The sequence below is a fragment of the Kitasatospora sp. NPDC054768 genome, from assembly GCF_053612025.1.
The window spans coordinates 1-13,009 of record NZ_JBSHBN010000216.1; the positions used below are offsets into that span (position 1 = coordinate 1).

The 13,009-nt window shown below is 72.2% G+C and carries 10 protein-coding genes; 7 read left to right on the top strand and 3 right to left on the bottom strand.

Going from position 1 to position 13,009, the window contains the following annotated elements; translation table 11 throughout:
• The first annotated feature begins 153 nt into the window (after nt 1–153).
• The 5 genes from ACWGKU_RS37465 (at nt 154) to ACWGKU_RS37485 (ending at nt 4,168) form a co-directional block, all read left to right on the top strand.
• Nucleotides 154–1,260 carry an LLM class flavin-dependent oxidoreductase gene (locus ACWGKU_RS37465; protein ID WP_452180195.1) on the top strand — a complete coding sequence of 369 codons (1,107 nt, stop codon included), beginning with the start codon at nt 154–156 and terminating at the stop codon, nt 1,258–1,260.
• Nucleotides 1,257–1,880: an FMN reductase gene (locus tag ACWGKU_RS37470; RefSeq protein WP_401055155.1), complete on the top strand. Its 624-nt coding sequence runs from the start codon at nt 1,257–1,259 to the stop codon at nt 1,878–1,880. The genes ACWGKU_RS37465 and ACWGKU_RS37470 overlap by 4 nt, the downstream gene beginning before the upstream one ends.
• 240 nt (nt 1,881–2,120) lie before the next feature.
• The gene (locus ACWGKU_RS37475) at nt 2,121–2,252 is read left to right on the top strand and encodes a hypothetical protein (RefSeq protein WP_401055154.1); all 132 of its coding nucleotides are present in this window, start codon (nt 2,121–2,123) and stop codon (nt 2,250–2,252) included.
• Nucleotides 2,253–2,267: 15 nt separating this feature from the next.
• Entirely contained in the window at nt 2,268–3,323 is a 1,056-nt protein-coding gene (locus ACWGKU_RS37480) for a Dyp-type peroxidase (protein ID WP_452180189.1), read from the top strand.
• Between the two features lie 38 nt (nt 3,324–3,361).
• Complete coding sequence (locus ACWGKU_RS37485) at nt 3,362–4,168, top strand: family 1 encapsulin nanocompartment shell protein (RefSeq protein WP_401053675.1); 807 nt, start codon at nt 3,362–3,364, stop codon at nt 4,166–4,168.
• 402 nt (nt 4,169–4,570) lie between these two features.
• Here ACWGKU_RS37485 and ACWGKU_RS37490 read toward each other — a convergent pair whose 3' ends face one another.
• Nucleotides 4,571–7,771, bottom strand: coding sequence for an AfsR/SARP family transcriptional regulator (locus tag ACWGKU_RS37490; protein ID WP_452180188.1), 3,201 nt, complete (start codon nt 7,769–7,771; stop codon nt 4,571–4,573).
• A 112-nt stretch (nt 7,772–7,883) separates the two neighbouring features.
• Here ACWGKU_RS37490 and ACWGKU_RS37495 point away from each other — a divergent pair, with 112 nt between their 5' ends.
• Nucleotides 7,884–10,049, top strand: coding sequence for a tetratricopeptide repeat protein (locus ACWGKU_RS37495; protein WP_452180187.1), 2,166 nt, complete (start codon nt 7,884–7,886; stop codon nt 10,047–10,049).
• Here the strand turns inward: ACWGKU_RS37495 and ACWGKU_RS37500 are convergent.
• Nucleotides 10,018–10,587 carry a hypothetical protein gene (locus tag ACWGKU_RS37500; protein WP_401051863.1) on the bottom strand — a complete coding sequence of 190 codons (570 nt, stop codon included), beginning with the start codon at nt 10,585–10,587 and terminating at the stop codon, nt 10,018–10,020. The genes ACWGKU_RS37495 and ACWGKU_RS37500 overlap by 32 nt on opposite strands.
• A complete protein-coding gene (locus tag ACWGKU_RS37505) occupies nt 10,584–11,855 on the bottom strand; it encodes a hypothetical protein (protein ID WP_452180186.1) in 1,272 nt (423 codons plus the stop codon). The genes ACWGKU_RS37500 and ACWGKU_RS37505 overlap by 4 nt, the downstream gene beginning before the upstream one ends.
• A 370-nt stretch (nt 11,856–12,225) precedes the next feature.
• Between ACWGKU_RS37505 and ACWGKU_RS37510 the strand changes: the two genes are divergently transcribed.
• Nucleotides 12,226–13,009, top strand: a 784-nt coding sequence (locus ACWGKU_RS37510) for an electron transfer flavoprotein subunit beta/FixA family protein (protein ID WP_452180185.1), incomplete at its 3' end; no start/stop codon positions are given.

Genomic DNA, 13,009 nt, shown 5'->3' on the forward strand with positions numbered 1-13,009 from the left:
GCGCTACGGCGCCCCGCCCGGGGCGGGTCCGCGTTCCGCGGCCGGCGGTCGGCGGTCGGCGCCGACCGCCGGGAACGGGGCCGGCGGGAATAACGATCCGCACCAGGGTGCTAAGGTGGTTGAAAGTTGGACTACCTGGGACGGGTGAGCAGCATGCAGTTCGGAATCTTCTCCGTCGGCGACGTGACGACCGACCCCACCACCGGTCGCACCCCCACCGAGCACGAGCGGATCAAGGCGATGGTGGCCATCGCCCGCAAGGCCGAGGAGGTCGGCCTGGACGTCTTCGCGACCGGCGAGCACCACAACCCGCCGTTCGTCCCGTCCTCGCCGACGACCATGCTCGGCTACATCGCCGCGCAGACCGACCGCATCATCCTCTCCACCTCGACCACGCTGATCACCACCAATGACCCGGTGAAGATCGCCGAGGACTTCGCGATGCTCCAGCACCTGGCCGAGGGCCGGGCGGACGTCATGATGGGCCGCGGCAACACCGGCCCGGTCTACCCCTGGTTCGGCCAGGACATCCGCCAGGGCATCCCGCTCGCGGTCGAGAACTACGCGCTGCTGCACCAGCTGTGGCGCGAGGAGGTCGTGGACTGGCAGGGCCGCTTCCGCACCCCGCTGCAGGGCTTCACCTCCACCCCGCGCCCGCTGGACGACGTCCCGCCGTTCGTCTGGCACGGCTCGATCCGCAGCCCCGAGATCGCCGAGCAGGCCGCCTACTACGGGGACGGCTTCTTCGCGAACAACATCTTCTGGCCCAAGGAGCACTTCAAGAAGCTGATCAGCCTCTACCGCGAGCGCTTCGCCCGCTACGGCCACGGCACGCCCGAGCAAGCGATCGTCGGCCTCGGCGGGCAGGTGTTCATGCGGAAGAACTCCCAGGACGCGGTGCGCGAGTTCCGTCCGTACTTCGACAACGCGCCGGTCTACGGGCACGGGCCCTCGCTGGAGGAGTTCACCGAGCAGACCCCGCTGACCGTGGGCAGCCCCCAGGAGGTCATCGAGAAGACCCTGACCTTCCGCGAGACCTTCGGCGACTACCAGCGCCAGCTGTTCCTGATGGACCACGCCGGCCTGCCGCTGAAGACGGTGCTGGAGCAGCTGGACCTGCTCGGCGAGGAGGTCGTGCCGGTGCTGCGCGAGGAGTTCGCCAAGGGCCGCCCGGCCGGAGTGCCGCAGGGGCCGACCCACGCCGCGCTGGTCGCGGCCCGGGACGCGCGGGAGAACGAGAAGGCGGAGGTGGCCAAGTGACCGCGTACAAGCTGGTGGTGGTGAGCGCCGGACTGAGCAAGCCGTCCTCGACGCGGCTGCTGGCGGACCGGCTCACCGACTCGACCGTGCGCCGGCTCGCCCCGGAGGGCCGCGAGGTGGACGTCACGGTGGTCGAACTGCGGGACCTGGCGGTGGAGATCGCCAACAACTTCGTCACCGGCTTCCCCGGCGCCGGGCTGCGCGCGGCGATCGAGGCGGTGACGGAGGCGGACGCCCTGATCGCGGTGACACCGATCTTCACGGCCTCGTACAGCGGTCTGTTCAAGTCCTTCTTCGACGTGATCGACAACGACGCGCTCACCGGCAAGCCGGTGCTGATCGCCGCCACCGGCGGCACGCCCCGGCACTCGCTCGCCCTGGAGCACGCCGTCCGCCCGCTGTTCAGCTACCTGCGCGCGGTGGTGCTGCCGACCGCCGTCTACGCGGCCACCGACGACTGGGGCACGGCGGGGGACGGCCTCACCGACGGCCTGCCGCGCCGGATCGACCGGGCGGCCGGGGAGCTGGCGGCGCTGCTGGCCGGGCGCGACCCGGCGGCGCCGGAGCTGCCCGAGCAGGTGGTGCCGTTCGCCGAGCAGCTGGCGGCGCTGCGGGTCTGAAGCCGCCCGACGCCCGTGGGGGAGGGCCGCCCGTCCGCGTCGAACGGCCCGCATTGAACGGCCCCGTCGGAACGGCTTCCGGCGGGGCCGTCCGGTCCGTCCGGTCCGCCCGGTGGGGCCGTTCGGCTGTGCGTCGGCCGTGCCGGATTGTCCGCTTTGCGATGTAATCATTCCCATGATCGGATCAGTGCTGGTCCATCCCCCGCCCGGCGTCCCCGTGCCACGCCGGGAGCGGCTGCCGTGAGCCTGCTGCGGGAGAACCCCGTCCTCGCACTGTTCACCTGCCTGGCGCTCGGCCTGAAGATCGGACACCACCTCCAGCGGATCTTCGCCGACTACCGCGCCGAGTGGGACGCCTCCCGGGCGTCCTGAGAGAGGTCACGCACCATGCAGACCGAACCGCAAGCCGTGCTCTCCCCGCTGACCAGCGCGGCCGTCTTCCTGATCCTCACCGTCGAACCCGGCCGCGAGGACGCCGTCCGCGACCTGCTGCCCGAGCTCGCCGGACTGCGCCGCGCCGTCGGCTTCCGCGCCCCCGAGGGCGCCCTCACCTGCGTCACCGGCATCGGCTCCGAACTCTGGGACCGCCTCTTCGCCGGCCCCCGGCCGTCCTCCCTGCACCCCTTCCGGGACGTGGCCGGGCCCCGCCACCGGGCCCCGGCCACCCCCGGCGACCTGCTGCTGCACCTGCGGGCCGAACGGATGGACCTCTGCTTCGAGCTGGCCGCGAAGCTCACCGAACGGCTCGCCGGGGCGGCGGCCGTCGTCGACTCCGTCCAGGGCTTCAAGTACTTCGAGGACCGGGACCTGCTCGGCTTCGTCGACGGCACCGAGAACCCGGAGGGCCGGGCCGCCGAACGCGCGGCCCTGATCGGCGCCGAGGACCCGGAGTTCACCGGCGGCAGCTACGTCGTCGTGCAGCGGTACGTGCACGACATGGACACCTGGAACGCGCTGAGCGTCGAGCAGCAGGAGGGGGCGGTCGGCCGCACCAAGCTCGACGACATCGAGCTGTCCGACGACGTCAAACCCGCCGACTCGCACGTGGCGCTCACCGTGATCACCGGCCCGGACGGCGAGGAACGGCAGATTGTCCGCTTCAACATGCCGTACGGCACCTTCGGCTCCGCCGGCCGTGACGGTGAGGTCGGCACCTACTTCATCGGCTACGCGGCCGACCCCGGGGTGACCGAGGAGATGCTGCGCAACATGTTCATCGGCAACCCGCCCGGCACCACCGACCGGCTGCTCGACTTCTCCACCGCCGTCACCGGCGGGCTGTTCTTCGTCCCGACCGCCGACTTCCTCGACTCCCCGCCGCCGGCGCCGGCTGCTTCCGCGTCCGTCCCCGTCCCCGCGGCCGTTCCCGCGGCCGTCCCCGCTTCCGTGGCCGGTTCCGGGGGCGGCTCGCTCGGCATCGGAAGCCTCAAGCAGACCACCTGACAGACGCCCTGACAGACCACCTGAACAGGACCCCGCACATGAACAACCTCCACCGGGACCTCGCCCCGATCTCCGCCGCCGCGTGGGAGGAGATCGAGGAGGAGGCCCGCCAGACCTTCAAGCTCCACATCGCCGGCCGCCGGGTGGTCGACCTCAACGGCCCCGAGGGCGCCACCCTCGCGGCCGTCGGCACCGGCCACCTGACCGCCATCGACCCCCCGACCGACGGCATCCAGGCCCGCGCCCGCGCCGCCCAGCCGGTGGTCGAGCTGCGCGTCCCCTTCACCGTCCGCCGCGACGCCGTGGACGACGTCGAACGCGGCTCCCGGGACTCCGACTGGCAGCCCGTCAAGGACGCCGGTCGCAAGCTCGCCCTGGCCGAGGACCGCGCCGTCTTCGAGGGCTACCGCGCCGCCGGCATCGACGGCATCCGCGCCGCCTCCACCAACCCTGCGGTCCAACTCCCGCAGGACGTCAGGGAATACCCGGAGGCCGTCAGCCGCGGGCTCACCGCCCTCCGCCTCGCCGGCGTCGGCGGCCCGTACTCACTCCTGCTCGGCGCGGACGCCTTCACCGCGGTCAACGAGACCAGCGACCACGGCTACCCCGTCCACAACCACATCGCCCGCCTCCTCGACGGGGACATCATCTGGGCCCCGGCCATCGAAGGCGCCTACCTGCTCTCCGCCCGCGGCGGGGACTTCGAGCTCTTCCTTGGCCAGGACGCCTCGGTGGGCTACCTCTCCCACGATGCCGAAACGATTCAGCTCTACCTTCAGGAGACGCTGACGTTCCGGGTGTACACGGGAGAGGCGGCTGTGACGTTGGTCCGCAGCAGACCCTGACCGGTGGCTCGTACGGTCCGGTGCGCGCGACCCGGTCTCCCGCGCCCTCCCGCCCTCGTGCGTGGGCACGAGGGCGGGAGGCTCGCTCACATCAGCAGCTGGGGAGCGTGCCGCTGGCGCCCCGGGGCAGTGCACACCAGATGGGCAACCACTCCCAGCACGACGACGAGCCATCCTGGTTGTGGTTGTGGTCGAACGAGACCCTCGCGCGAGAGGTCGAACGTACCCGGGGTGATGTTACGTGGTGCAAGGTTGTCGTTCTCCTTCAGCTGTGCTCGAAGGGGCGTTCCCCTTCGGAACACCAGTGCATCAGGAGACACCCGTGTCAATCAAGTCGCTTGCGTAGCAGGCATCTTGACTGGTAGTCATATGTGTGCCACATGTGGGGCGAGGGGTACTCCGTCACGAGGAGCATCGGTCCTGGCGGTCGCGGATCTCGGCGAGTGCGTCCCTGGCTCGGGTGGCCTCCTCGACCGCGTGGATCCGCTCGGCGAGGTGGGCGGCTGTCGCCAGGTGCTCGGCAGCCTCGTCGGGCAGGCCGAGCGCGTCCGAGCACAAACCCAGCCCGCGGAGGGCGATGGCCTGCTCGCGGGTGGTTCCGACGGAGCGTGCGAGGCCCAGCGCGGTGGTGTACTGGTCGCGGGCGTCCGTGTGGCGCCCGGCGGCGCGGAGGGTGTCCGCGAGGGCGATCAGGGCGTTCACCTCCGTTCGCACGCCACCGCTCTCCCGGAAGGTCGCGAGGGCCGACCCGTACAGCTCCAGGGCGCGGTCGAGCTCTCCGGGAATCGAGAGAGAGGCCGCCAGATTGATCTTCACGATGGCGAGGTCGAACTGGGGCAGGTGGCCACTCCCGAGGCTGAGGACCAGTTCGAAGGCTGATCGGGCCGCGAGGAGGTTCCGGGCTCCGAGGTGGAGGTCGCCGATGTTGTTGAGGATGCGCAACTCGAACGGCCGGTCGTTGAAGTCGCGGGCGAGCGGGAGGGCGTTGCTGTAGGCGGACAGCGCGGATTCCGCATTGCCCAGAGAGCTGTGCACGATGCCGACGTTCGCGAGGCAGCGGGCGGCATTCCAGTGGTCGCCGGCCTCCCGGCGGATGCCCAGTGCCTCCTCCTGATGAGCCAGGGCCTCGGACAGCGCCCCTTGGTGCCATCGGGCGAGGCCGAGGATCCCGAGTGCGTTGGCGACGGCATCCCGGTCGCCCTCCGCCCGGGCCAGGTCCAGTCCGTGCGACAGGGCTTCGACGGCGGACGGATAGCGGGACGCGTTGGCGAGCGTCGCGCCGAGGTCGATCAGCGCCCGCGCCTCGCAGCGGTCGTTCCCGACGGATCGCCAGTGGGCTGCGGCCGTCCGGTGCATGTCATGGGCGTCGCTCCAGTAGGCCTCGGCTTCGAGGTGGCCGGCCAGCACATGGGAGATCCAGGCGCCGCTCTCGGGGAATCCGAGCTCCCCGGAGTTCGCCACCAGGGCCAGCAGGCCCGGACGTTCCGTGGTCAGCCAGGCCTTCACCAACTCGTGGGAGTCCAGGGCGAGGTCCGTCAGCAGGTCGGCCAGGTCGGGCCCGCCGACGGGCTCGGGAACCGGCAGTCTCGAACGCCGCGGATAGAGGAGGCGGTCCGCGGCGTCAGCGGCGTGGAGAGCGTAGCGGAACAGCCGATTGACGGCCGCCGCTCGTTGCTCCTCGCCCGGATCCAGAGCGGCGGCGAATTCCCTGATCAAGTCATGGAACTGGTAGCGCTCCGGTGAGATCTCCTGGATCAGATGGCAGTTCAACAGTGCCTCGAGAATGCGGTCGGTCACGTCGACCGGCTGCCCGAGCAACGCGGCTGCCGCGTGGAGCCCGAAGTCCGGGCCCGGATGGAGCCCGAGCAGTCGGAAGGCCGAGCGCTCGCTCGGCGGGAGATAGCGGTAGGAGAGCTCGAACGCCCGGGCGATGCTCTCCGACCCATTGCGGAATTCGGCAAGGCGTCCGGTCTTGCGGGCCAGCCGCCGCGCGAGATGGGGGAGCGTCCAGGACGGGCGTGCCTTGAAGCGGCTGGCGGCCAGTGCGATGGCGAGTGGAAGCAGGCCGCAAAGCTTCACGATCTCGATGATGTGTTCCCGCTCCACCGCGCGCTCCGGGCCGACCACGTTCAGGAACAGGGCGACGGCGTCATCCACCGTCAGGACGTCCAGGAACACCGTCTTGGCGTCCGGGAGGTCGGTGAGGCGCTGACGGCTGGTGATGATGACCAGGGCGGTCGGTGCGGGCGGCAGCAGCGGGCGGACTTGAGTGGCATTCGAGGCGTCGTCGAGGATGACGACGGCCCGACGCGAGGACAGGGCCTCCACGCACAGTGCGAAGACCTCCTCCGCGTCGAGCGGGATGCTGGTGGCCGGAACGCCCAGGCGTCTGAGCAGGAGGGCGCCCGCTGCCTGCGGGGTGAGCGGCGGCTGGTTGCCGACGTGGGCGCGCAGGTTGAGGTAGACGTAGCCGTCCGGGAAGTACTCGCACATCAGGTCGGCGGCGTGCAGGGCCAGGGTGGTCTTGCCGACCCCCGGCATGCCGAGGATCGCGGAGACGGTGACGACGCCGCCGTGGGCGAGCCGGTCGTGGGGGCGGGGCAGTACCCGGCGCAGGTCCTCCTCCCTGCCGACCATGCGGTGCCGTCCGGGCACCCGCGCCGGAGGCGTCACGCGAGGGGCCGGAACCAGTGAGGGGGGTGGAGTGATCACGGCTCGCCCCCGTTCACCGGGGAGCGGTTCGCCACGCAGCATGCGCTGATGCAGGCGGGTGAGCGGGCCACCGGGCTCGGTGGCGAAGTGGGCGTGAAGCAGGCGGACGACGGCGGGGTAGACGGCCAGCGCCTCCGTTTGTCGGCCGGCGGCGTGAAGGGCGGTCATCAGGTGCCCGGCAAGACGTTCGTCGGTGGGACGGTCCTCGCGCAGCGCGGTGAGCTCGGGGATCAACTCGTGGTGCCGGCCGAGGCGTAGGTCGACCTCGACCCTCAGCAGCGTGGTGGTGAAGTGCTGGTCGGCCATGGCGGTGCGGGCGGTCTGGGCCCAGGTGCCCGGAAGCCCGGCGAGCGGCTCACCGCACCAGAGCTCCTCGGTTCGGTTCAGTACGGTTCTGGCCTGGTGATCCTGCCCGTTCTCGGCGAGGAGTCTGGCCTGTCGGGCGAGGTCCAGATACTGATGCCAGTCAATCAGTTGGGGGTCGGCCCTGAGGGTGTACGTGTGCGATCGGGTGTCGATCGCCGGGGCGTCCGGCGGGCTTTGCCCCCCGGCGAACCGGGTTGCCCGTCTCAACAGGGCGCGAAGGTGGGAGATATGGCTGTACAGGCTGGCCAGCGCACTGGGAGGCGGTTCGTTGTCCCATAGTCGGTCCGCGAGTGACGTGTGGGACAGCGGCCTTCCGACCTCCAGGGCCAAGGCCGCCAGTAACTGTCGCCGCTTGTCCGATGGGATCGCCAATTGCTCACTGTTTACCGACAGTTCAACTGAACCCAGGAGATGAACCCGCATCTTGACGCCCCCCGCCGGTTGGCTACCAGCTTGCCGTGTCGCGGGTGAGCATCGCATGCACGTGAGGTAATCGGCCATACCACCGCAGGGTTCGGTGCCCATGCCTTTGGGAATTGTCTCGACATGACGAAGCGTCATGTGATAGCGCCGCAGGGGTAATTCGTCCGAGGCCGGGGGGCCCAGTGACAGGATCGACCGTGGTCGGCGGGCGCCGGTGAACGACGTCAACCTGCCGTACGGAGTGGTGCGGAACTCGCTGGCCGGTGCCACGACGGTCGCCGGTCCGGTGGTGCAGGCCGGAACGATCCACGGCGGGCTGCACCTGCACGGCGCGTCCGCCCTGCCCACGCCCAGGCAACTCCCGCCCTGTCCGCGGCGGTTGATCGGGCGGGAGGCGGACCTGGAGGCGCTGGACCTCTCGCTGGCCCCCGACGCCGGGGCGGCGGACGTCACCCTCGTGGTGACCGGCCCCGCCGGGGTCGGCAAGACGGCCCTGGCCGCGCAGTGGCTGCGCGGCCAGGCCGGCCGCTTCCCGGACGGCCAGCTGTACGCGGACCTGCGCGGCTACGCGCCCGGTGGCCCCGCCGACCCGGCCGAGGCCCTCGGCGGCTTCCTTCGGGCCTTCGGGATCTCCCCGGTGCCCGGGAGCCTGGAGGAGGGGGCCGCGCTCTGGCGCTCGCTGGCGGCGGAGCGGCGGATCGCGGTGCTGCTGGACAACGCCTCGACGGCCGCCCAGGTGCGACCGCTGCTGCCCGGCTCGGACCACACGGTGGTCGTGGTGACGAGTCGCCGCCGGCTCACCGGGCTGGGCATCGACGGTGCGGTGTTCCGGCCGTTGGGCCCGCTCGCCCGGGAGGCCTCCACCGAGATCCTCGCCGCGCGGGTCGGCAGGCACCGGGTGGTCGACGAGCGCGCCGCCGCGGCCGAGGTGGTGGAGGCCTGTGCCGGGCTGCCGCTGGCGATCTGCCTGGCGGCGGCCCGCATCGCGGCGCGCCCGGCCCAGTCGCTCGCGGCGACGGCCGAGATGCTCGGCCGCGGCACCGACCGGCTGGCGGTGCTGAACGTGGAGGGGGAGACGGTGCGGGACCTGCTGGACGCGTCCTACGGCGTGCTGGAAGCGGAGGCCGCCCGGCTCTACGGGCTGCTGGGCCTGCTGCCCTTCGCCGAGTTCACCCTGGAGAACGCCGCCGTGCTGGCGGACGTGGACGTGGCCGGGGCCGATCGGCTGCTGGACGGTCTGATCGATGTGCACCTGCTGGAGGAGACCGGGCCGGAGCGGTTCCGTTTCCACGACCTGGTGCGGCTGCACGCCCGGGCGCACGGGGCGCGGGTCCGGGCGGCCGGGTCCACCGGGGCCGCGCTGGACCGGCTCGTCGACTGGTACCTCGCCTCGGCCACGGCCGCCGAGGCGGTCGTCTCGCCGACCCACCGCACCCTCGCCCGCGACTACCGCAGCCGCCCCGTCCATCCGGCGCGGGAGTTCGGGGGCGACGTCCCGGCCCTGGAGTGGTACGACGCGGAACGCGACCGGCTGGCGGGTGTCCTGCGCTGGTGCGGGGAACTGGACCGCCCCACGGCGGCGTGGCAACTCGCGGACGCCATGTGGCCGTTGTTCCTACGGCTGCGCCCGGCCCGGCTGTGGGTCGAGGCCACCCGGATCGGCCTGGACGCGGCCCGGGCGGCCGGTTCCCGCAGCGGCGAGCTGCGGATGCTGACCGACGGCGGGAACGGACTGCGGAACGCGGGGGAGGGGGAGGAGGCGGCGCGCTGGTTCACCGAAGCCCTCGTCCTCGCCCGGGAGCTGGGCCGTCCGCTGGTGCAGGCGGACGCGCTGTACGGGCTCAGCCAGACCCACCGGATGGCCGGCCGGCTGGACGCGGCCGCCGAGTGCCTGCACGAGGTGGTCCGGCTCCGCGAGGCCGAGGACTACCTGCGCGGTTCGGCGCTGGCCCGGCTGGCGTACGGCGAGGTGCTGCTGCTGGCCGGCCGGGCGGCCGAGGCGGTGGAGCCGGTCGAGCGGGCGGGCCGCGAGCTGGCCTCGATCGAGGACGACTACGAGGCGGCCCGCGCGACGGCCTTCCTGGGCCTGGCGCACGGCCGGCTGGGTGCGTACGAGCGTGCCGAGGCCCATCTGGAGGAGGCCCTGGCGGGGTTCCGGGCCCGGCTGTCCGCGCACTGGGAGGCGCGGACGCTGGAGTTCGCCGGGCAGGTCGAGGAACTGCGCGGGCGACCGGACGCGGCGCGGGCCCGGTTCGAGCAGTCCAGGGCCCGGTACCAGGAGGTCGGTGCCACGGCCGAGGCGGCCAGACTGGCCGACCGCCTCGCCGCGTACGGTGTGGACGGCGCCGTCACTCCCTGTCCGGGCGAACCGGAGGCGTGAGCCGGTTCCACCCGGAGCCCGGGGTGCGGCACCCGGCGGCGCTGACCCGGTCGAGTTCGTCCAGCGTCCGTCCGGCCGCCAGCCAGGCGTGCGCCAGCGAGCCGAGGGCCGGCGGCGGGACGGGCCCGCCGCCCGGACCGGAGGCCCGCAGGACGAGCCGTTCCCCGGTCCGGGCGAGCACCAGCACCGCTCCCGGACGGTGTTCGGCCGTGACCACCGCACACCCGGGGTGCGCGGAGAACAGTCCCGCGAGCCGTGCGTGGGCGTCCGCCGCCGGAACGGGACCGAGGTGCAGCACGTCGGCGTGCCGGCGCCAGCGCAGGCCGCCGGGCTCGGTGAGGTCGAGCACGAGGTGCTCGTCCACGAACCCGGGCCCCGGCCGCTCCGCCGCCGCCGTGGCCGCCGGGTCGGCGGCCAGCAGCCCGTGGCGGACACCGGCGGTGGACGTCACCCGGGCCTCGAACAGCGTGGTCGCCGAGCCGTCGTGCGCGCCGGGGCGGACCGGCGCCAGGCGCACCGTGTGCAGCGCGGCGGTCATCCGGCCCGCCGCGCGTCGGCCGCCGCGATCGCGTCCAGCGGTTCGGGCAGCGGGAGCGGTTCCGGATCCGGGGTGTGCGCCGGCTGGCCGAGCCCGAGGACGCGGTACAGCAGTCGGCGGGCGTTGCGGTCGAAGCGGCCCGGTTCGGAGCTGATCCGGTCGGCGATGGCCGCGTAGTCCTCCGGGCGGTACTGCTCGGCGGCGTAGGCGAGTTGGCCGGTGAGCGGGTGTCCGGGGGCGAGCGCGGGGGCGGTCCGGGCGAGCTGCGCGGCCGGCGAGCGCGGGTTGACGTGCCGGTGCGGGTACTCGGCGAGCAGGACGGGGACGCCGGTCATCGCGCCGTACAGGGTGACCGAGCCGTGGTCCCCGATGACGAAGTCGGCGGCGACCAGCAGCGGCCGCCAGTCCGTCTCGGGCGGGATCACCGTGACGGCTCCCCGGGTGGTGGCCTTCGCCCAGGAGCGCACCGCGTAGGCCGAGTGCTGGGCCGCGATGTTGGGGTGGGGCAGCAGGACGGCCCGGTAGCCGTGCCGGGGCAGTTCCGAGGTCAGTCTGGGCAGCACGGCGTCGAGCCGGGTGAAGAGCGAGCCGTCGCCCCAGGTGGAGGAGACCAGCACCAGCTTCTCGTCCGGCCGCAGCCCCAGGGCGCTCCGGTGGTCCTCCCGGTGCGGCAGTGCCGCGGAGATGCGGTCGTAGCACGGGTCGCCGACCACTTCGGCGATCGGCAGGGCGTCCGGGCAGCCGCGCCGGAGTTCGAGCAGTTCCTCCTCGTGGGCCAGGGCGAACGAGGTGGGGACGAGCCGTCCCTCCCAGTAGAGGTAGTCCCGACCGAGCCCGATGGCCGCCCGCTCGCCGTCCGGGGCGCTGCGCCGGGCCAGCTTGATGTTGCCGGCCCCGTGCGGCAGCCGGACGACCGGGCCGTGCAGCTGCTCGATCCCCTGGGAGCCGGCGGCCAGGATCAGGTCGAACTCGCGCCGGATCGCCTGCTCCCACGGCAGTACGGTGCCGCCCAGCGCCCGGAGGATCTCCGCGGCGCCCTCGTTGAACATGTGCGGTGCCACCGTGAACTGCACGTGGACCCGCAGGTCCGGGGCGAGCAGCGAGTAGAAGTCGTGCAGCCGCTTGGCGTACACCATGGTCTGTGCGACCACGAGCACCTCCTTGCGGTCCCGCAGGGTTTCCCAGGGCCCGTTGTTGCTCCAGGGCGCCGGCGTCCGTCGCGTTCCGTCCGTCGTGGTGATGTCCTGTTCCCCGTGCACCAAGGTCATCCTTCTCCCCCTCCTTGATCCCAGGTTCGGGGCCGTTCGCGGGCCCCGGGGTCGATGGTCCCCGGGGCGTCTGGCGGATTCCATGACGCGATCTGGTCGGTGCTTGCGGAAACCTTGTGTCCGCTTCCCGCGCCGCCGCCCGGCCCCCGGAGCCGGGAAGGGTACTGAGTTCCTTTACGAGGGGTACTGAGTGCCGTATTCTCTCCGTGGAGCCTCTGACGCCAGTCGAAGAGAGCCGACACGGTATGCCGGTCCAGGTGGTGCTTGCGGTGCGCGGGCCGCGCCGGGCCGGACTTGGCACTCAGTACCCTCGGCATGCCTGAGGCCATGGATCCAGTGCACCCGTGCACCCGTGACAGGAGAACCGCTCATGAGCTTGAGGATCGTCGTCTGTGTGAAGCACGTCCCGGACGCGACGGGTGACCGTCGTTTCGCGGACGACCACACCACCGACCGGGAGGGTGTGGACGGCCTCCTGTCGGAGCTGGACGAGTACGGCGTGGAGCAGGCGCTGCGGATCGCGGAGGCGAACGAGGGCGCCGAGGTGACGGTGCTGACGGTGGGGCCGGACGACGCGAAGGACGCGTTGCGCAAGGCGCTGTCGATGGGTGCGGACAAGGCCGTGCACGTGAACGACGACGACATTCACGGTACGGACGTGATCGGGACGTCGGCGGTCCTGGCGAAGGCGCTGGAGAAGACCGGGTTCGATCTGGTGATCGGTGGTATGGCGTCGACGGACGGCACGATGGGTGTGCTGCCGGCGCTGCTGGCGGAGCGTCTGGGTGTGCCGCAGGTGACGCTGCTGTCGGAGGTGTCGGTCGAGGGCGGTGTGGTGCGGGGTCGTCGTGACGGTGACGCGGCGACGGAGCTGGTCGAGGCGGCGCTGCCGGCGGTGGTCTCGGTGACGGACCAGTCGGGTGAGGCCCGGTACCCGTCGTTCAAGGGGATCATGGCGGCGAAGAAGAAGCCGGTGCAGTCGCTGGACCTGGACGACCTGGGCATCGAGGCGGACGAGGTCGGTCTGGCGGGTTCGTGGACGGCGGTCGAGTCGGTGGCGGCGCGTCCGGCGCGGACCGCGGGCACGGTCGTCAAGGACGAGGGCGAGGGCGGCAAGTCGCTCGCCGCCTTCCTCGCCGACCAGAAGTTCATCT